This window comes from Lactobacillus kimbladii, assembly GCF_014323605.1.
Taxonomy (GTDB): domain Bacteria; phylum Bacillota; class Bacilli; order Lactobacillales; family Lactobacillaceae; genus Lactobacillus; species Lactobacillus kimbladii_B.
Genome location: NZ_SCMB01000002.1, coordinates 320,695 through 339,604, shown reverse-complemented (window position 1 = coordinate 339,604; position 18,910 = coordinate 320,695). Strand labels below are relative to the sequence as shown.

The 18,910-nt window shown below is 35.8% G+C and carries 18 protein-coding genes; 15 read left to right on the top strand and 3 right to left on the bottom strand.

Translation table 11 applies throughout. The annotated features are described in order from the left end of the window. Positions 1 to 234: 234 nt before the first annotated feature. Complete coding sequence (locus tag ERK18_RS04835; protein WP_187154534.1) at positions 235 to 2,904, top strand: calcium-translocating P-type ATPase, PMCA-type; 2,670 nt, start codon at positions 235 to 237, stop codon at positions 2,902 to 2,904. A gap of 111 nt (positions 2,905 to 3,015) precedes the next feature. Here the strand turns inward: ERK18_RS04835 and ERK18_RS04830 are convergent, their stop codons facing one another. Continuing rightward, the gene (locus tag ERK18_RS04830) at positions 3,016 to 3,465 is read right to left on the bottom strand and encodes a GAF domain-containing protein (RefSeq protein WP_187154533.1); all 450 of its coding nucleotides are present in this window, start codon (positions 3,463 to 3,465) and stop codon (positions 3,016 to 3,018) included. 332 nt (positions 3,466 to 3,797) lie between these two features. Here ERK18_RS04830 and ERK18_RS04825 point away from each other — a divergent pair, with 332 nt between their 5' ends. The 13 genes from ERK18_RS04825 (at position 3,798) to ERK18_RS04765 (ending at position 15,861) form a co-directional block, all read left to right on the top strand. Then, positions 3,798 to 4,535 carry an amino acid ABC transporter ATP-binding protein gene (locus tag ERK18_RS04825; RefSeq protein ID WP_034977167.1) on the top strand — a complete coding sequence of 246 codons (738 nt, stop codon included), beginning with the start codon at positions 3,798 to 3,800 and terminating at the stop codon, positions 4,533 to 4,535. An 11-nt stretch (positions 4,536 to 4,546) separates the two neighbouring features. Further along, a complete protein-coding gene (locus tag ERK18_RS04820; protein ID WP_045927702.1) occupies positions 4,547 to 5,362 on the top strand; it encodes a glutamate ABC transporter substrate-binding protein in 816 nt (271 codons plus the stop codon). Next, positions 5,359 to 5,997, top strand: coding sequence for an amino acid ABC transporter permease (locus tag ERK18_RS04815; protein ID WP_034977173.1), 639 nt, complete (start codon positions 5,359 to 5,361; stop codon positions 5,995 to 5,997). Before ERK18_RS04820 ends, ERK18_RS04815 begins: the two co-directional genes overlap by 4 nt. Before the next feature lie 15 nt (positions 5,998 to 6,012). After that, positions 6,013 to 6,666 carry an amino acid ABC transporter permease gene (locus ERK18_RS04810; protein ID WP_034977176.1) on the top strand — a complete coding sequence of 218 codons (654 nt, stop codon included), beginning with the start codon at positions 6,013 to 6,015 and terminating at the stop codon, positions 6,664 to 6,666. A gap of 234 nt (positions 6,667 to 6,900) precedes the next feature. Continuing rightward, positions 6,901 to 7,878 (top strand): SIS domain-containing protein, encoded by a 978-nt coding sequence (locus ERK18_RS04805; RefSeq protein WP_187154532.1) that lies wholly within the window; start codon positions 6,901 to 6,903, stop codon positions 7,876 to 7,878. A gap of 14 nt (positions 7,879 to 7,892) precedes the next feature. Next, positions 7,893 to 8,708 (top strand): PfkB family carbohydrate kinase, encoded by an 816-nt coding sequence (locus tag ERK18_RS04800; protein WP_122052073.1) that lies wholly within the window; start codon positions 7,893 to 7,895, stop codon positions 8,706 to 8,708. Between the two features lie 15 nt (positions 8,709 to 8,723). After that, positions 8,724 to 10,343, top strand: coding sequence for a peptide ABC transporter substrate-binding protein (locus ERK18_RS04795; protein ID WP_045927705.1), 1,620 nt, complete (start codon positions 8,724 to 8,726; stop codon positions 10,341 to 10,343). A 77-nt stretch (positions 10,344 to 10,420) separates the two neighbouring features. Next, positions 10,421 to 11,353 carry an ABC transporter permease gene (locus tag ERK18_RS04790; RefSeq protein WP_187154531.1) on the top strand — a complete coding sequence of 311 codons (933 nt, stop codon included), beginning with the start codon at positions 10,421 to 10,423 and terminating at the stop codon, positions 11,351 to 11,353. 2 nt (positions 11,354 to 11,355) lie between these two features. After that, positions 11,356 to 12,264: an ABC transporter permease gene (locus tag ERK18_RS04785; protein ID WP_034977189.1), complete on the top strand. Its 909-nt coding sequence runs from the start codon at positions 11,356 to 11,358 to the stop codon at positions 12,262 to 12,264. 5 nt (positions 12,265 to 12,269) lie between these two features. Continuing rightward, on the top strand, positions 12,270 to 13,337 hold the full coding sequence (locus ERK18_RS04780; protein ID WP_235191478.1) for an ABC transporter ATP-binding protein: 1,068 nt from the start codon (positions 12,270 to 12,272) through the stop codon (positions 13,335 to 13,337). A 3-nt stretch (positions 13,338 to 13,340) separates the two neighbouring features. Next, on the top strand, positions 13,341 to 14,243 hold the full coding sequence (locus ERK18_RS04775; protein ID WP_045927708.1) for an ATP-binding cassette domain-containing protein: 903 nt from the start codon (positions 13,341 to 13,343) through the stop codon (positions 14,241 to 14,243). A gap of 62 nt (positions 14,244 to 14,305) precedes the next feature. After that, complete coding sequence (locus ERK18_RS04770) at positions 14,306 to 14,839, top strand: ClbS/DfsB family four-helix bundle protein (RefSeq protein WP_187154530.1); 534 nt, start codon at positions 14,306 to 14,308, stop codon at positions 14,837 to 14,839. Positions 14,840 to 15,102: 263 nt separating this feature from the next. Then, complete coding sequence (locus ERK18_RS04765; protein WP_187154529.1) at positions 15,103 to 15,861, top strand: GntR family transcriptional regulator; 759 nt, start codon at positions 15,103 to 15,105, stop codon at positions 15,859 to 15,861. 70 nt (positions 15,862 to 15,931) lie between these two features. On the opposite strand, the gene ERK18_RS04760 is transcribed toward ERK18_RS04765, so the two are convergent. Then, positions 15,932 to 16,516, bottom strand: a complete 585-nt coding sequence (locus tag ERK18_RS04760; RefSeq protein ID WP_187154528.1) for a TetR/AcrR family transcriptional regulator — start codon at positions 16,514 to 16,516, stop codon at positions 15,932 to 15,934. A gap of 329 nt (positions 16,517 to 16,845) precedes the next feature. Beyond that, entirely contained in the window at positions 16,846 to 17,586 is a 741-nt protein-coding gene (locus ERK18_RS04755; RefSeq protein ID WP_187154527.1) for a CPBP family intramembrane glutamic endopeptidase, read from the bottom strand. A gap of 288 nt (positions 17,587 to 17,874) precedes the next feature. On the opposite strand from ERK18_RS04755, the gene ERK18_RS04750 reads away from it, so the two are divergent. Beyond that, positions 17,875 to 18,723, top strand: a complete 849-nt coding sequence (locus ERK18_RS04750) for an aldo/keto reductase (protein WP_187154526.1) — start codon at positions 17,875 to 17,877, stop codon at positions 18,721 to 18,723. The last annotated feature ends 187 nt before the right edge of the window (positions 18,724 to 18,910 follow it).

The window sequence follows — 18,910 nt, the reverse complement described above, 5'->3', positions numbered from 1 at the left end:
TTAAAAACATGACCTCTCGAAATATGAAGTCATGTTTTTTTATTTAATTAATTTAATAGCCTTATTCTTGTTAAAAGTAATAAATTTATTTATAATAAGAAGCATCATAAGGGAGTAACAGCAATTACTTGCGATAAGCCCAACACCCGAAGAAATACTTCTGGACTTATCTTAAATAGTGAGACTTGTGTGTGTTGTACATATAAGTCTCTTTTTTGTTATTAGGAGGTAAAGATGCCCCGGAATTTTTACAATCAAAAAATTGAGGATGTTGCAAAGGACTTTGCAACGTCTGTATCCAGTGGTTTAAAAGCGAGTCAAATAGATGGATTACGAGCACAGTATGGTTCTAATAGTTTGACTAGCAAAAAGAAAGTTAGCATTTGGCAACGCTTTTTAGCACAATTTAAGGATTTCATGATCATTGTTTTAATAGTTGCAGCATTGCTTTCCGGCTTTGTGGCTCAAGAATGGACAGACGCGGCAATTATTATGATTGTGGTCATCTTGAACGCTGTTTTAGGCGTTTTTCAAGAAACACGTTCTGAAGAAGCAATTAATGCGTTAAAGAAAATGGCTACTCCTAACGCCCATGTTCGGCGCGATGGTCAAATTGTAGAAATACCAAGTACGGAACTAGTACCTGGGGATGTGGTCTTGCTTGAAGCAGGTGATGTCGTACCGGCAGATTTGCGGTTGACTCTTACTAAAAGTCTCAAAATCGAAGAATCAGCTTTGACTGGTGAGTCCGTTCCAGTTGATAAAACTAGTGATGCTGTTAATGAAGAAAAAGTAGCATTAGCCGACCAGGATAACATGGCATTTGCTAATACTAATGTTACTTATGGTCGCGGTGAAGGCATTGTCACTGAAACAGGTATGAATACTGAAGTCGGTAAAATTGCGACAATGCTTAACAACACTGATGAAACGGATACACCATTAAAGCGTAATCTCAACCAATTGGGTAAGACTCTGACTATAATGATTTTAATCATTTGCGCGGTAGTATTCGTTGTAGGCTTTTTCACTAAAAAGGGAACAGAACCTACGGATAAATTAGCAATCGATATGTTCTTGGTGGCAGTTTCACTTGCTGTTGCTGCAATTCCGGAAGGGTTGCCTGCAATTGTGACTATTATTTTGGCTCTTGGTACTCAGGTAATGGCTAAGCACAATTCGATTGTGCGTAAGTTACCAGCAGTGGAAACGTTGGGAGCAACGGATATCATCTGTTCTGATAAAACCGGTACTTTAACCCAAAATAAAATGACAGTTGAACAGGTTTATTATGATAATAAGATTCATCAAGCTTCAAATAGCATTAATCATGATAATCATGCTTTAATGGCAATGGTTTTAGCTAATGATTCAAAACTTGATGATAACAATCAATTGTTGGGCGACCCAACTGAAACTGCTTTAATTCAGTATGCTCTTGACCAAAAAATTGATGTGCATAATTTACTTGTAAATCATAAGAGGCTACAGGAAGTGCCATTTGATTCCGGCCGTAAATTAATGAGCACTGTCAATGAAGATAACGGACAATATTTTGTAGCGGTTAAAGGGGCACCGGATCAACTGCTCAAACGGGTAACACGGATTGAACTTGATGGTAAAGTCAGTGAGATTACTGAGAAGCAAAAAAATGAAATTATGCTTTCAAATCAGAATATGGCTAAAAATGCTTTGCGAGTTTTGGGGTTAGCCTATAAACCAGTTGAACAATTATATGATGATCCTACAACTGATAACGTTGAGCAGGACTTGATTTTTGCTGGCTTGGTGGGGATGATAGACCCAGAGCGTCCTGAAGCAAAAGAGGCTATTAAAGAAGCTCACAGTGCCGGTATTAGAACAGTTATGATTACAGGTGACTTTCAAGTCACTGCTCAGGCAATTGCAGAAAGACTGGGCATTTTGAAGCCTGGCCAAGATGAGCGGGTAGTTACCGGTGCACAGCTGGATGAATTTAGTGATGAATATCTGGAAAAGCATGTAGCTGATTTTGATGTTTATGCCAGGGTTTCTCCAGAACACAAAGTTCGTATCGTTAAGGCCTGGCAAGCCCAAGGCAAAATTGTGGCTATGACAGGGGACGGAGTTAACGACGCACCTAGTTTAAAGCAAGCTGATATTGGAATTGGTATGGGCATCACTGGTACAGAAGTGTCAAAAGGTGCCAGTGATATGGTTTTAGCAGACGACAACTTTGCTACTATCGTTGAAGCTGTTAAACAAGGACGTAAGGTCTTTAGCAATATTCAAAAAGCCATTCTTTACCTCATGAGTTGTAATGTCGGGGAAGTTTTAACAGTATTTATGATGACCATGCTGGGTTGGGATATTTTAGCTCCAGTGCAATTGCTGTGGATTAACTTGGTGACAGATACCTTACCAGCTATTGCTCTGGGACTTGAACCTGTTGAAAAAGGCATTATGAAACGGACACCACGGGGTAAAAAATCAAACTTCTTCAGTGGTGGCGTTGCCAGTTCAATTGTTTATCAAGGAATACTAGAAGGTGTCATTGTTTTAACCACTTATCAACTAGGCCTAAATTTTGGCCCTCACATGGGTAACACCAACCTGCAACATGCTGATGCTCTGACAATGGCCTTTCTTACATTAGGACTCATTCAACTGTTTCATGCCTTTAATTCTAAGTATATTCACCAATCAATTTTTTCTAAGAGGACATTTGCTAATAAGTGGTTTAATTGGGCAATCTTGATTTCAGCTATTGTCATGGCAGCAGTTGAATTACCATTTATGACAAAGTTCTTTGACGTCACGGAATTAAATTCAACACAATGGTTAATAGTTTTGGGAGCTGGAATTTGTATGATTTTAATAGTAGAAATTGTGAAGGAATTTCAGCGTCTCTCCGGTAAAAAATAAAAAGTGAAACGGAATACATTTTCGCCAGAGATCTAAAGTCGTTTATAAGTTACAAAGACCAATAAGTCATTCAATAGATGATTTATTGGTCTTTTATTTTATTTCTTACATTTAATTAAATAGCAGCTCTGCTATTTTTGCTAAATATTCAGCATCAATTTGATCAAATCTATTGAAACTGTTGCTGTCAAGGTCAAGAACGGCAAGAAGCTTCTTATTGTGAATAATAGGAACAACGATTTCTGAATTGGTATTAGCGTCACAGGCAATATGACCACTAAACTCGTGAACATTAGGCACAATTTGAATTTGCTGAGTCTTTGCAGCGACACCGCAGACCCCTTTTCCTAATTGAATATGCATGCAAGCGACTGGCCCTTGAAAAGGTCCTAAAATGAGCTCTTGATCCAGAAAACGATAAAATCCGGCATAACTTACTTCAGCTAAACTATTAAAAAGTAGTGCACTGATGTTACTCATGTTGGCAATTAAGTCGTGTTCACCTTGAAGAAGGTTGCCAGCCTGTTTTAAAAGTAATTTATAAGTTTTTTCTTTATCCATAAGTTTTCTCCTTAATTAGAGTGTATGCTAGTCAAACTATTTTTGGAAGAAAAAAATGCAAATAAGAGTATATTTTTCACAGATAATTTTAATTATAAATGGCATTTTTTGACAATAATTTATTATTAATGAACATACAAAAGCCCTTTTTATTACTGTACTTTCCCGTCGTAACGCTAACTATGTGACTTTCAAGTCAATGTGAATTAAGCAGATCTTTCTATAAATTTTTATTAAAAACACTGTATTACTTTTAAAATTCTTAACGGTTATAGTAAAATAGATTCTACAACTTATTATTTCATGCATTGATTATGAAAGGGGCGATGACAATGTCGATGATAGAGTTCCATGACGTGCAAAAATTTTATGGCCATTTTCATGCACTGCACGACATTAATTTAGAGATTGATGAAGGCGAAACGGTGGTTCTGATTGGACCATCTGGTTCAGGTAAGAGTACTTTAGTACGGACCGTAAACGGGCTTGAATCAATCCAGAAAGGTAAGTTAGTAGTTAACGGTCACGATCTTTCAGATCCAAAGACCAACCTCAACATCTTACGGAGTGATGTTGGGATGGTTTTCCAGCACTTTAATTTATACAAAAATAAAGATGTACTGGAAAATATCATGCTGGCTCCCAGAATAGTAAGCCACATGCCTGAAGAAGAAAATAAAAAACAGGCGTTAGATTTACTTGATATGGTTGGGCTACGTAAATGGGCACATAATATGCCTTCACAAATTTCCGGTGGTCAAAAGCAGCGTGTTGCTATTGCCAGAACGCTGGCAATGAGACCAAAACTTATTTTATATGATGAACCAACATCTGCTCTTGATCCGGAAATGATTGATGATGTTTTACAAGTTATGAAGAAGGTTACCAATGAAAGTGGTATGACTTCATTAATTGTTACTCACGAAATGGGCTTTGCTAAAGAGGTAGCAAATAGAGTTATCTTTATGGATCAAGGTCGAATTGTTGAGGATGATGATAGCGAGAGCTTCTTTAAGCAGCCTAAGACGGAGCGGGCACAACAATTTTTGAGTAAAATTATTTCTCACTAAGGAGGCCAATTATGAAAAAGAAATTTTGGCTACTTCCTTTATTAGCATGTATTTTAATGCTAACCGGTTGTGGTAAAAGTCTTAGTGACCAATCCGTTTTAAATAATGCCAAGAAATCAAATACTATTGTTTGGGGCGTTAAAGGTGATGTTAAACTTTTTGGCTTAATTGATGTAAAGGACGGCCAGCAAAAGGGTTTTGATGTTGATATGGCAAAACATATTACAAAACATATATTAGGACCTCAAGGAAAAGCTGAATTTGTCACTACAACGTCTCAATCCAGAATACCACTTTTAAAGAACGGGAATGTGGATGCCGTTATTGCAACAATGTCAATTACGCCAGAGCGCAAAAAGATTATTTCTTTTTCAAAGTCATACTTTGATGCGGGTCAGTCACTTTTAGTTCCTAAAAATTCATCAATTAAGAGTACAAAGGACCTTAATGGTAAGACAGTTATCGGTGTTGTAGGTGCAAACTCCGTCGACAACATTAAAAAAGTTGCTCCAAGAGCAAAAGTGATTGAGTTGCAAGACTATGCTCAGGCAATGAACGCTTTAAAATCACATCAGGGGGATGCATTAACTACTGATAACGGAATTTTGTTTGGGTTAGCAGTTCAAAATCCGGGCTACGAAGTTCGTGGCGGCACTTTTACTGTTGAACCATACGGTGTTGCGGTTAATAAGGGACAAACCTCATTTACTGAAGCTGTAGACAAGGCGGTTCTTGAGATGCAGCATAATGGTGAATATAATCGCTTAATTAAAAAGTGGTTTGGCGATGTTCCAGGATTTAAGTATAAGGAGCTGTATCGCCGATGATTAATATTTTTTCAAAATTCAGCAGCCAGCTGTTTGTAGGCTTGGGCTGGACAATACTATCTAGTGTAATTGCTTTATTTTTCAGTTTAATAATTGGAACAATATTTGCAATTATGGAAGTTGTTCCAAGTAAAGTAATGCGTGTAATTGGACATGCTTATGTGGAAATAATGCGTAACATTCCTTTGCTTGTAATCACTATGTTTTTCTACCTGGTAATTCCGATTTACGTTGTCAAAATAAACGGTTTTACTGCTGGTACAATCGGGTTAACCTTATATACTTCTGCTTTTATTGCCGAGACAATTCGTTCAGGAATTCAATCTGTTTCCGGCGGTCAAATGGAAGGTGCAAGATCAACTGGTATGACCTACTGGCAGGCAATGCGTTATATAATTTTGCCTCAGGCATTCAAGATAGTAATACCACCTTTAGGCAACCAGTTTGTTAACTTGGTCAAAAACTCTTCAGTTCTAGCCTTTGTGGCAGGATTTGATTTAATGTATCAAGCAAATTCAATTGCTTCAGCAACTTTTGACACTATTAACAGTTATTTGGTTGTAGGTGTTTTATATTTGATCGTTACATTGCCGATTAGTTATTATATGCGGCACCTGGAAAAGAAATTAGGTTAAAGGAGGTACTAGAAAATGCAAAATTGGGTTAACGCCTTTTCATGGCTTAATGTACGCTTTTTGTTAATGGGCCTCTGGGTAACTATTTACATTTCCGTAATTTCGGTCATTTTAAGTTTTATTATTGGCTCGATTTTAGGAATAATTAGATATTCTAAAATTAAGTATGTTTCAGCTGTTGTAGGTTTCATTATTGATATTATTCGTAATATTCCCCTGCTGCTGATTATCTTCTTTACTTATTTTGGGCTACCAAACTTTGGTTTAAGGCCGGAAACCATACCGGCAGCGATTATTGCCATGACAGTATTCGAATCCTGTATGATTGCTGAAATTGTGCGTTCAGGTATTCAATCTGTTTCTATCGGTCAGATGGAGGGTGCAAGATCAACTGGTATGTCGTTTGTTCAGGCTTTATGGCATGTTGTTTTGCCTCAAGCTTATAAAAACATGATTCCAACAATTATTAGTCAGTTTGTTTCTCTAATTAAGGACACATCTTTGGCAACAATCATAGTTGTTCCGGAAATGATGCAGCACGCACAAGTTATTTATGGTCAAAATGCAAATTACATTTTGCCGATGTTTGCTGCTTTAGCTGTTTTGTATTTTGCTGTGTGCTTTACATTGTCAATTATCGGCAGTGCAATAGGCAGGCATTTGTCTTAAAATAAGAATTTGATTAGTAATTATTAAAAAGCAATTCACGAGTTTGTGAATTGCTTTTTTTGTTTGCTCTGATACACAGGCAATTGGTTCATACCATTTCACAAACTTTTTTATTTGATTTTACTAGTCAATTATTTTTATTAGATAATTTTAAGAAAAATGCTTGACATATAAAAAATTAGCTATTATCTTATAATATAACATCATATAACAAGAATGATTGAGAGGTTTAAAATGAAAAAAGAATATCAACAAGAAATTAAGAATGCTCTTGCCGCTGCAGAAAAGATTGATGGCATTAATCATGTCTATTTTGTAGCTTGTGGAGGATCGATGGCTTTTATGCAACCAGCTGAATATATTTTCAACCGCGAATGTGATATTCCAGCCACAATTTTACCAGCACGGGAATTTACAACACGTAATCCTCATGATTTGGGCAATCATAGTTTAGTAGTTTCTTGTTCACATTCAGGTAGTACGCCAGAAACAAATGAGGCAGTTAATTTTGCCAAGAGTAAAGGTGCTCTAACAGTAGGTATTACCTATACAGCAGGTTCTGACTTAGAAAAGAATTCCAATTTCACTTTGCACTACAGTTGGGGCAAAGGTACCGATGCTTCTGATTTAAATAATGGGGTTTTGTATGGTTTCATATTTAGTCTATTGAAGTCCATAACTGGTGATAACAAATTTGAAAAAGGCCTGAAAGCTTTGGATAGCTTAGAAACTATGGCTGACAGGGTAAGAAAACAATTTGGAGAAACTGCAAAGAAATGGACCAGTGAATTAAAACGCGAAAAATTAATTTATGCTGTAGGATCAGGTATTAATACTGGAGAAACATATTCATTTTCAGCTTGTTGGCTTCAGGAAATGCAATGGATTCATAGTGGATATATCAATTCTGCTGAATATTTCCACGGTCCTTTTGAAGTAACAGATTTTGATGTGCCATTTATCATTTGCAAAGGATTAGGCGTTACCAGAAAAATGGATCAACGTGTAATCGATTTTGCTAAAAAGCATAGTCAAAAAGTTTACGTGATTGACGACGCTGACTTTGATATGCATGAAGTAGATGACGACTTTAAAGAATACTATTCTCAGATTCTTTCAGGAGTTGCTTTCCGTCAATTAGCCGAAGGATTTGCTTATGAAAGAGGACACTCACTAGATGTCCGTCGTTATATGGGACATCTGGATTATTAAAAAGGCTGTAAATCATGAAAATAATTGCAGTTGGTGACAATGTAGCTGATACATACATCAAGCAAAAGATATTTTTTCCAGGCGGAAATTGTGTCAATGTAGCAGTTGATGCCAAAAAAGCCGGAGCTGATGTTTCAGCTTATCTGGGAATGTTTGGAGATGACGATCGAGCACAGCATATTAAAGAATCTTTAACAGAAGAAAATGTAGAACTTATTAATTGTCGTAAGGTCTATGCTCCCACAGCACAGCCTCGAGTTATTCTCACAGATGAAGGTGATAGAACTTTTGCTCCTGGTCCTAAAAATTCAGTAATGCATTTGTTATCCTTAAGGCTTACCCCAACAGATTTTGCGGAAATAAAAAAATTTGATGTTGTTCATGTTGGAATTGATTCGGGAATTGAAAATTATCTTGATGAATTACATCATATTACCAAAGTATCATTTGATTTTTCAGATTCTCGCAATGAAAGTTATTTTAAACGTGTTTTACCGTTTGTAGATTATGCTTTCTTTTCAGGTTCAGAGATGTCTGATGAACAAGTGGAAGAATTTGCTAAAAAATATTTAACTTTGGGACCGGAAGTCATAGTCATCACAAGAGGTGCAAATTCTGCATTCTTGTTAACTTCACAGAAATCCTATTATCAAAAACCACAAAAAGTAAAAGTCGTTGACACTATGGGTGCAGGTGACAGCTTTATTGCTGGTTTTCTAGTTTCTTACTTAAATAAAAACAATCTGCAAGAAGCTGCTTTAGCAGCTAGTAAAAATGCTGCAGCTACTTGCCAACTATCTGGTGGTTTTGGTCATCAGAAATCCTTTTAGAAAAGAGTGATATTTATGAAAAAAAGTGCATTGTTTGCAACTGCAATTGCATGTGTAGGCTTGTTAATAACAGGATGCCAGAAAAATTCCAGTTCTGGTACAAAAAATCAAGATAAAATTACTGTTGTTCAAAATGCAACGGTTGACTCTCTTGACCCGATTTTAGCGTATCAAAACACATCTTCAACAGTTGTAGCTAACACAACCGAAGGCTTGTACACTATTGATGCCCACGATAAGCCCCAATTGGCATTGGCCTCTAAAGTTAAAACGAGTAATCATGGACTCACCAAGACTTTTACTATTCGTAAAAACGCCAACTGGTCAAATGGTGATCCTGTAACAGCAAATGATTTTGTTTTTGCCTGGCGGCGGTTGTCTGATCCCAAAATTGCTTCAGCCTTTAACTTCCAACCAGGTGCGGCTGGCATTAAAAATGCTAATGACATTGTAGCTGGCAAGAAGCCGGTCAAGTCATTGGGCGTTAAGGCTACAGGCCCTAAAACTCTAGTAGTGCAATTGGATCATGTTGTACCTTACATGAACAAGTTGCTGGCATTCAGTGATTTTGCTCCTGTCAATCAGAAATATTTCCAAAAAACTGGTAAAAAATTTGCACAAGATTCCAGTCATTTAATTTATTCTGGTCCATACCAAATCAAGGATTGGAAATTAGGCGATAACACTATCCAGTTAGTTAAAAATCCTAAATATTGGGATGCCAAAAATGTCAAAATTAAGAATGTTAAGCTTGATATTATTACAGACCCAGAAAAGGCAGCTATTGCATTCGAAAATGGCAGTGCAGACTATGTTCACTTAAGTGGTCAGCTTGTTTCTAAATATCGAAAAGATAAGAACTTTGTCAATGATGTTGGTAATTTTACACAGTACATTATGTTTAATCTGAAAAAACCGGGATTAGATAATGCTGATCTGCGTAAGGCAATTTCTTGCAGTATTAACCGTAAAGAAATAACAACTCACATCCTAAAAGATGGTTCAATTCCTTCTCATTCTATGGTTATGAAAGATTTGGTTAAGAATCCGACAACAGGCAAAGATTTTGCAGATGAATCAACTACTAATCTTTACGAGTATTCACCAGCTCAAGCTAAAAAGTATTGGAATAAGGCAAAAAAAGCAACTAACTTGCGTTCATTTACCTTGCTTTATGATGACAGTGATCCTTCATATGCTAACGTAGCTGCGTATATCAAGGCTCAAGTTGAAAAACACCTTCCTGGCATGAAAGTGACACTGCAGCAAGTAGCAAAGAAGACTAGAACTGATAAGATGTCAAAAGCTACTTATGATGCTACTTTAACTCGTTGGGGACCAGACTATGCTGATCCAACAGCGATCTTGAGTATGTATCAATCTAAGAACGACAGCAATTACGGCCGCTGGGCAAATTCAGAATTTGATAAGTTAATGGCTCAATCTGATCAAACAACTGATCAAGCTAAGAGATACAAATTGCTTCTTAAGGCAAACAATATCCTAATTGACAGTGCTTCTTGCCCACCGCTATATCAGATTGGTGCACCAGTTTTGGAAAGATCTAATATTAAAGATTTACCGATGCATATTGCAGGTGTACCATTCTTCTTCAAATATGCTTCAATTAAATAATTTCGTTAAAAGTATTAATAGAGCTGGGATACAATCTCAGCTCTGTTTGCTTATTTAGGAAGATTGGAGGGAAAAACTTGAAAAAGTATGTCTTAAAAAGAATATTAATCGCAGTGATTACATTATTTTTAATTACTTTGATTCTTTTTATTATGGAAAAGGCAATGCCTGGTTCGCCATTTAATGATGAAAAAATGTCACATGCTCAAATAGCGGCACTTTACCATAAATATGGTTTAGACGGTCCAGTGCCATTGCAGTTTCTTAATTACTTGAAAAATATGTTATCTGGCGATTTCGGTGTTTCGTATACCGTTCAAGTTAATACGCCGGTTACTACAATGATTTTGCAGCATTTTACCATTTCACTCCAGATAGGTTTACAGGCTACTGTACTAGGTTCAGTTTTAGGCTTTCTGATGGGAATTTTGGCAGCAATCAAAAAAGGCACAATTTGGGATAACTTAATGACTGGCATTTCTGTTTTGGGAATAAGTCTTCCTAACTTTGTAGTAGCATTGATCGTGTCAATTATATTTTCTTATAAACTAATGGTCTTTCCAGGAACGTACCAACCAAGTCAGCCTTTTGTTTCAAGTATTCTGCCCACAATAGCATTGAGTACTTTTACTATGGCAAGTATTGAACGATATGTTAGAAATGACATGATTGATATTATGAATTCTGATTATTATCGTTTAGCGGATTCAAAAGGAATTAAAAAGTTCCAGTTGATCGGACACCATGTTATCAGAAACACTTTAATTTCAGTTATTACTGTATTAGCACCACTGATGATTGACCTAATTGCCGGGAGTATGGTAATTGAAAAAGCTTTTGCTATTCCAGGCTTGGGAACATTGTATATCAGTGCTATACAAGCTAATGACTACAATGTAGTCTTAGGTATAACTTTCTTTTATGCAGTGCTTTTTATTAGTATTATGTTAATAGTTGATATTCTTTACGGGTTAATAGATCCGCGTATTAGATTAGATGAGGGCAAATAATTATGACTAATATAGAAAATAATGATTTTGAATTTGCCCATAAATCTGAAACAGTTGACCATTATTCTGGTAAATCTTATTCATATGGGCAGTTGGTTTGGCATCGCTTTTTAAGAAATAAAGGTGCGGTGATTAGCGCAGTTGTTTTAATTATTATTGCTTTAATAGCCATTCTGGCGCCTTACCTTAGTCAATACTCACCCACTACACCGTATCCTAACCAGTCTAATTTAGCTCCTGGAGTTAATGGTCATTGGTTTGGAACAGACAACTTAGGCAGAGATATTTTTGTAAGAGTTGCTGCTGGTACTTCAGTTTCACTAAGGGTTGCTCTGGTGGCAATGGCAATTGATCTGGTTATTGGTACTAGTTATGGCCTGATTTCAGGATATTTTGGTGGCAAAATTGATTTATTCATGCAAAGAATAACAGAAATTCTTAGTACTATTCCTATGATCATTATTGTTACTTTGCTTGTTCTGGTCATGAAGCCAGGTCTAGTAAGCATAATTACTGCGATGATGATTGTCGGCTGGATTAATATGAGTAGAATAGTTCGCGCACAGGTGTTGGAACTAAAAACCAGCGAGTATGTTTTATCAGCAAAGACAATGGGAGAATCTGATATTAAAATTATTTTCTCTCAAATTTTGCCTAATACATTAGGACAAATAATTACCACATTTATGTTATCTATTCCGAACGCAATTTTTTTGGAAGCATTCTTAGCCTTTATCGGTTTAGGTGTTCCGGCACCATTAGCTTCATTAGGAACAATGATTAATGATGGTTATACCCAGGCTATCGTTTACCCATACATGGTCATTTTTCCCGTATTGTTTTTAGCACTAATTATGCTGAGTTTTAATATTATTGCGGATGGCTTACGGGATGCTATTGAAGGAAGTTAGGTAAGATTATGACCGAAACAGTTTTAGAAATAAAAAATTTACAAGTAGCCTATCATACCGATCACGGAGAAGTGCAAGCTGTTAGAGGAATAAGTTATCAGGTAAAAAAGGGTGAAACAGTTGCTTTAGTTGGTGAATCCGGTTGTGGCAAGTCAGCTAGTGTAAAGCCAATCATGGGCGAAAAAGAAGCCAATCAAATAATTAAATCCGGTGAGATCAATTTCACTTACCAGACTGAAAATGGTCCACAAACAGTTAATTTATTAAAAATTAGTCCTAAGATTATGCAAAATCGTATTAAGGGCAAAGAAATAGCAATGGTTTTTCAAGACCCAATGACTTCTCTCGATCCAACCATGAAAATTAATAAGCAAATCGCTGAGGCAGTAAAGGCTTCTCATCCTGAGATGAACAAGGATCAAATCAACGAACGGGTGCTTAATTTAATTGAAACCGTTGGCATTCAAAACATGAAGGTTGTTCAGAACCAATATCCACATCAACTTTCTGGAGGAATGAGACAGAGAATTGTTATCGCCATTGCGTTGGCCGGGAATCCCAGTTTACTGATCTGTGATGAACCAACTACGGGTTTGGATGTTACTATTCAGGCTAAAATTTTGAACCTGATTAAAGATATACAAAAGAGCAGGAAACTATCTGTTATTTTTATCACCCATAATTTAGGGGTGGTTGCCAATATTGCAACATATGTGAACGTCATGTATGCTGGAAAAATAGTTGAGACTGGAACGAGCCAAGATATCTTTTTTGAACCTCGTCACCCATATACTTGGGGTCTGCTTGAATCAGTACCTGATATCAATGAGAAAGTTGACGAATTACCGACTATTGCCGGAACGATTCCAGACTTAACACAACCGATTGTTGGAGATGCTTTTGCTCCCAGAAATAAGTATGCCTTAAACATTGATTTTAAAAAACAACCGCCAATGTTTAAAATTAATGACCACCATTATGCTGCAACTTGGCTCTTAGATAAAAGAGCTCCCAAAGTACCAATTCCAGCAGTTTTGCAAAAGAGAATTTTAAAAATGAAGGGGGCATCATAAGCAATGACTAAAAATATTCTTGAAGTTCATCATTTAAAGCAATATTTTCCAGTTGCAAATAAAAAAATAGTTAAAGCGGTAGATGATGTTTCCTTTAACATTACTAATGGTGAAACTTTTGGTCTGGTAGGTGAGTCAGGAAGTGGAAAGACCACTATTGGCCGCTCTATTATTCGTCTTTATTGGCCTACTGCTGGTGAGGTGATTTTTGAAGGTGAACAAATAGCAGGTCAGTTAAGTAAAAAGCAGACTGCTAAGTTGCGTAAAGACATGCAGATGATTTTTCAAGATCCTATGTCTTCACTAAATCCTCGTAAAAAAGTTGGTGACATAGTCAAGCTGGGTCTTGATATTCATTATCCTAAATTAACTAAGGATGAAAAACTGCAAAAAGTTATTGAAATGTTAAAAATAGTTGGTCTTGACTCATCATTTGTTAACCGCTACCCGCAAGAACTTTCAGGTGGACAAAGACAAAGAGTTGGTATTGCCAGAGTAGTTATCATGCATCCCAGACTTATTATTGCAGATGAAGCTATTTCTGCCCTAGATGTTTCAGTACAAGCTCAAGTTGTTAATCTTCTTCAAAGAATACAAAGAGAAAGTGGCAGTGCCATGCTCTTTATTGCCCATGACTTGGCAATGGTCAAACATATTTCAAGTCATATAGGAGTAATTCATTTGGGACATATTGTCGAGATTGGGCCAACAGAAGCAATTTTTGACGATCCTGTGCATCCTTATACAAAAAGTTTGTTAACCGCTATCCCCACTACTAATCCAATAGCAGAACAAAATAAAAAGTTATCAAATTATCATGCATTTAGACAACAATATGAAAATAAAGAAATGGCAGATTTAGGCAATGGTCACTATGCAATAGACGATGGGTCGTGGACTAAGTAAAACTCCTTATGATAAAATATTGATAAATAAATTTTTAATATTATCAAGAAAAGGAAAAATAGATGCCACGTCCTAAAACCAAGCAAGAAATAGTTGATGCAAGTAATTCGTCATACCAGAAGATAGTTGATTTAATCGCTAAGTTGCCAGAGGATGCTCGCACTGGCAGTTTCAATTTTGATACGAGTAAACTAAAAGAAGCCCATTGGAAGAGAGATCATAATGTACGCGATGTTTTGATCCATTTATATGAATGGCAAAAATTGTTGCTAGAGTGGGTTAAAAGCAATCAATCCGGTGAAAACAAAGAATTTTTGCCTGAAGGGTATAATTGGCGTAATTATGGTGAAATGAATCAAGAATTTTGGCAAAAGCACCAATCTACGCCACTTGCAGAAGCAGAAAAAATGCTGGCGAATAGTCATAAACAAACTATGGCTTTGCTTGATACCTATACGGAAGAGCAACTCTTTCAAAAGAATGTTTTTCCTTGGACTGGTAATAATGCATTGGGTACTTACTTCATTGCAAATACTAGCAGTCATTATGAATGGGCTTTAAAGAAGTTACGAAAATATCAAAGATCCTTGAAATAAGGGTTCATGAAAACCGTTAGCGTAAAAGCTGACGGTTTTTGTTGTGAATGAGCCACTTATTCATAAAAAATTCTGGTAAAAAAATATACAGCTTAGGCTCTAAGTCAATATTACAGCATTTAAAATAATTTTAGAGTTATTTAATTACTATAATCGCCCAAACTTTTCATACAGGTTTAATCTTAAATGACTGTTATACTAATCTTTGAGTTTGTTATTTCTATTTTTATTTAGTAATATTGAATGATTAAGGAAGTGTGATAATGAATTCTGTCAAAACAATTGCTGGTGTACCACTTTACAAAAAAATTTACTTAGATATTAAACAAAAGATTCAGCAAAACATCTTAAAAACTGACGAAAAATTGCCAAGTGAACAATATTTATGTCAAAAATATCAGGTTAGCAGAATAACAGTGCGTAAAGCTCTGAAGTTACTGACTGATGAAGGACTGGTAGTTACTATCCAGGGTAAAGGCTCCTATGTTAATGTCAAAAAGTTGACGGGGAGGCTGGAACAAATTGAAGGATTTTCTGAATTTGCTGAGTCGCGATCTAAGACAAATAAAAAGGTCATTTTAAGAAGAGAAATATTACAAAATGCTCAAATTGCTAAGATTTTACAATTGCCTGAACAAGCAGATTTAGTCTACATTAAAAGAATATCCCAAACAGGAAAAGTGCCGATGGCAATTGATGAGGCGTGGTTATCAGGTGAACGTTTTCCTGATTTGCTCACAAATATTCATGAAGACACTTCACTATACCAATACCTAGCAGATAAGTATCATGAAACTTTAGCAAGTTCATATCGTGAAATTAGTACCATCTTACCCAGCAGTGAGCAAGCTAGATTATTGGCATTAACAAATGTAGTGCCACTATTTGATGTGAACAAGATCGTTTATAATCAATTTGATCAACCACTAGAGTTTTCACATTATGTGGTAAGAGGAGATAAAATGGTTTATACTATCGACTCCAAAAATGACAGCAATATTTATCTTAATAACAAAAAGTGATCATATACTTGCAAATTTTTCATTATAAAAAAAACAGTCAGTTGGACAATAAATTCAACTGACCGTTTTGTTAATTTCCAGGCTTTAAATGGTGAGCATAGGTGCGAATATTATTTTGCACAAAAGCGTTTGACTGAGTTTGAAAAACAGAATTAGGAAAAGAATGCTGCATGATAGCTTGACCTAAATTGAGTAAAACTAAGTTGTCAATCTCAACCTTTTTATCTATATCTTTAGCAATTTCTCCTTTCTTCTGCATTTGCTCAAACTCTTCAGTTAAAACTTCTCTGAGTAAATCAAGTAGTTTTTTTATCACTGTTTGCAGTTCCGGCAAATTTTGAGATTCACGAATACCTGTTAAAAATAGTGCTAAATGTTGTTTTATGAAGTTTTGGAAGATAACAGAAAAGTTCATAATATCCTTATCTAAATCGCCAACTAATTGATAGTTTTTGCCGATCAGTTTAATATCATTTTGATATTCAGATATAAGCTGCTGTAAAATGCCGTGTTTATCTTTAAAATGCCTAAACAAGGTACTTTCATTAACTCGAGCAACTTGGGCAATTTTTTTAGTAGTGGTTCTTTGATAGCCATTGTGAATTAATAATTGTGAAAAAGCTAATAAGATTCTTTGTTCAACATCACCGCTCATTTTGACTACCCACCTTAACTCAACTTTTGAATTTTCAACTTTGACTGCTTGTGTATAATTGTAACAATTATCACATTAACTAACAAGGCGCCAAATATAAAACACATAATCGAATTTGTTAGTGTGTTAAAAAATCCACTACTATAAGTTAAAACCATTTTGTGTTCTTTAGTAGACTTGTGAGAAATATTGATTTGCCGTAAAGTAGGCATCTAAGCCTCTAACTGAGTATCATTTCTTTTTCCTAAGAAGACCTAATTTAGAGCGAAAATAAAAATCATAACCAAAAAAATTTCAGTTATGATTTTAAATTTATTCAAAATACTTTTCTACTTTGTCGCTAACAATAAAATTAGGAAAGCTAATGTATCAAACAAGAAATGGACTAAAAAGCTGACCCAAATATTATGGGTTTTGATGAAAGCCCAATTTAAAACTAGACGTGTAAATGCCAATCCTAATATGACATAACCCAGATTATAGTCATAAGTTGACAAGTGCAGTAGGGCAAATATTAAAGCCGAAACAATATTACCCCATAATAGAGGGTGAGGCATACGGCAAGAATTAGCTAACTGGGTTACAGCTAATAAAGGCATGATGGCTAAGAATTCTTCACCCAGTATTTGGATAGCGCTGCTAAAGCGTTGATAAAGGAAAATTAACCAAACATGAGGCGTCTTCATAGTCAATCCTGCAGCTGCATTACCCGAAACAGAGCCAAATAATTTTTGAGAAATAGTTCCCGATAAAACGGATACGATATAGGCAAAGATAAAAAAGATAAGAATCCAAAGCCATTCTTTAGCATGTGGTACATGAAATAATTGGTGCCATCTTTTGTCAGTAGCAATTTGTATACCGATTATTTGAATTACTAAAAAAATGGTTACAATTAACAATTGAAAACAAGCAGCTGCTAAAGAGGGATGATTTTCATCAAAGACCAAGTAGTCCGGCACTTGTATACCAGGCATGATTAAACAACAGTATGCAATTATATTCGCTAATAATATTAGTAACCATTTTTTACCAGATAAGTGAAATGAATTTGTTAAATTATTTTTCATTGAAATTCACCTTTTTATTTTTGATTCTATATTGCCACTCTAAAAAATACAATCGCAAGGCTTGTGAAAAATAATACAATATGATTTTACCTAAGTTTTTGCTAATGTTTTGATATTTCAGCTTAAAGGTGGATTTGCACAAATAGAGACTAGTGGAACAAGTGTTACAATTAATTATATTAGGGTTGAAAATTTATAGTGTAGGTTATATAAAATTGAGTTTTACGCTAAAATTTAAATAATCATATATGCACAATAGTTTAAAATGGAAACATAAGGAGGCTACTTATGAAAAAGGTTACTATCAATAATCAGGTCTTGCCAGCTTTAGGTATTGGAACTTGGGAAGTGGGGGACAATCCCAAAGTTAGAAAAGAGGAAATCAAAGCTATTCGAGCAGGACTTGATGCAGGTTTAAAGGTGATTGATACAGCCGAAATGTATGGTAACGGTCGTTCGGAAGAATTAGTAGCTGAGGCGCTAAAGCCCTATCAAAGATCACAAATATTCCTAATTTCCAAGGTTTTGCCGCAAAATGCTTCTAGCCATAAAATGCGCCAAAGCTTAGAAGCCAGTCTAAAAAGATTGCAAACTGATTATTTGGATCTGTACCTTTATCATTGGCGCGGAATGGTACCTCTGGCAGAGACTGTTTCAGAACTGCAGTCCTTACAAGATGAGGGACTAATTCGGTCTTGGGGCGTATCAAACTTTGACATCGATGATATGCAGGAACTCTGGCGGGTGCCGAACGGTCAAAGCTGCGTTGCTAATGAAGATTTGTATAATTTAGAAACCAGGGGAATTGAATATAGTCTTTTACCTTGGCAGAGGGAACATCATATTCCACTAATTGCTTATAGTCCTTTAGGACGTGGGCCAAAAATGGGCAGCACAATGATGAAAAATGAGGCGGTCCTACAGGTAGCCGAAAAACACGAGGCAAGTCCTTATCAGATTTTATTGGCTTGGGTAATGCAACAGCCAAACGTTTTAGCGATACCAAAGAGTAGTAGTTCAAAGCATTTATTGTCTAATCTGAAAGCCTTAGATATTGAGTTAACTTCGGAAGACTTACAAATTTTGGAACAAGCTTATCCGAAACCTGATCATAAAGAACCCCTGGCAATATATTAAAAAATAGTGCTTGGTGATGTGAACCCCAAAATTAGGACACCTTATTAGCTGCAAGCTATCTTACTCTTAAATCTACAATGACTGTTTTTAAAAAATAGGTCTTAATTATATTAAGTTGAATCAATCTTTACATACTTTTTTTGATGGTAAACTGCAACGTCCAAATTAGTCAAATTTTTATAAAATA